The sequence below is a fragment of the Alcanivorax sp. HI0044 genome (assembly GCF_001634945.1).
In genome coordinates, this window is the sequence record NZ_LWEZ01001916.1 from 1 (window position 1) to 701 (window position 701).

1 protein-coding gene is annotated in these 701 nt (G+C 65.6%); it reads left to right on the top strand.

Going from position 1 to position 701, the window contains the following annotated elements:
- On the top strand, positions 1 to 701 hold a 701-nt coding region (locus A3730_RS28545; RefSeq protein ID WP_197477723.1), incomplete at both ends, for an FAD-dependent monooxygenase.

Genomic DNA, 701 nt, shown 5'->3' on the forward strand with positions numbered 1-701 from the left:
TATTCGCCGGCAGGAGGGCGGTTACCAAATCACTCTGGCCAGTGGCGAGGTGGTGGAAACGCCGCTGTTGATCGCCGCCGACGGCGCCCGGTCCAAGACCCGGGAGTGGCTCGGCATTAGCGCCCGTGACCACGACACTGGTCACGATGCGTTGATCGCTAACCTGTCCCTGAAAGAGCCCCACAAGGGAATCGCCTGCGAACGCTTTCTGAATGACGGCCCACTGGCCCTGTTGCCGCTGCCCGACCAGCGCATGGCGCTTGTGTGGACCGGCCCGCGGGCGCAGGTGGACCAGTGGATGGCGTTGGCGGACGACGAAGCACTGGCGCAGCTGCAAGGTCGTTGCCCGGCAGAGGCGCCACGGCTTTGTGGTATCGGTGAACGCCAGCGCTACCCGCTGATCCTCACCGAGGCCTGTGCCCAGGTGGTGCCCCATGGCGTGGTGGTCGGTAATGCCGCTCACACCCTGCATCCGGTAGCCGGGCAGGGCTTTAATCTGGCGGTGCGGGATCTGCTGGCGCTGGCGCAGACCGTAGGCGGCAATGCCGACCCCGGTAGCCTGGCGACCCTGCAGGCCTACGCACAAAAACGGGAAAAGGATCAGGCCCTGATCAGTCAGGCATCCCGCTGGGTACCGGAACTGTTCCGGGTGCAGCAACCGCTGTTTGCGCACAGTCGCCAGTTGGGGTTGGTGGCCATGG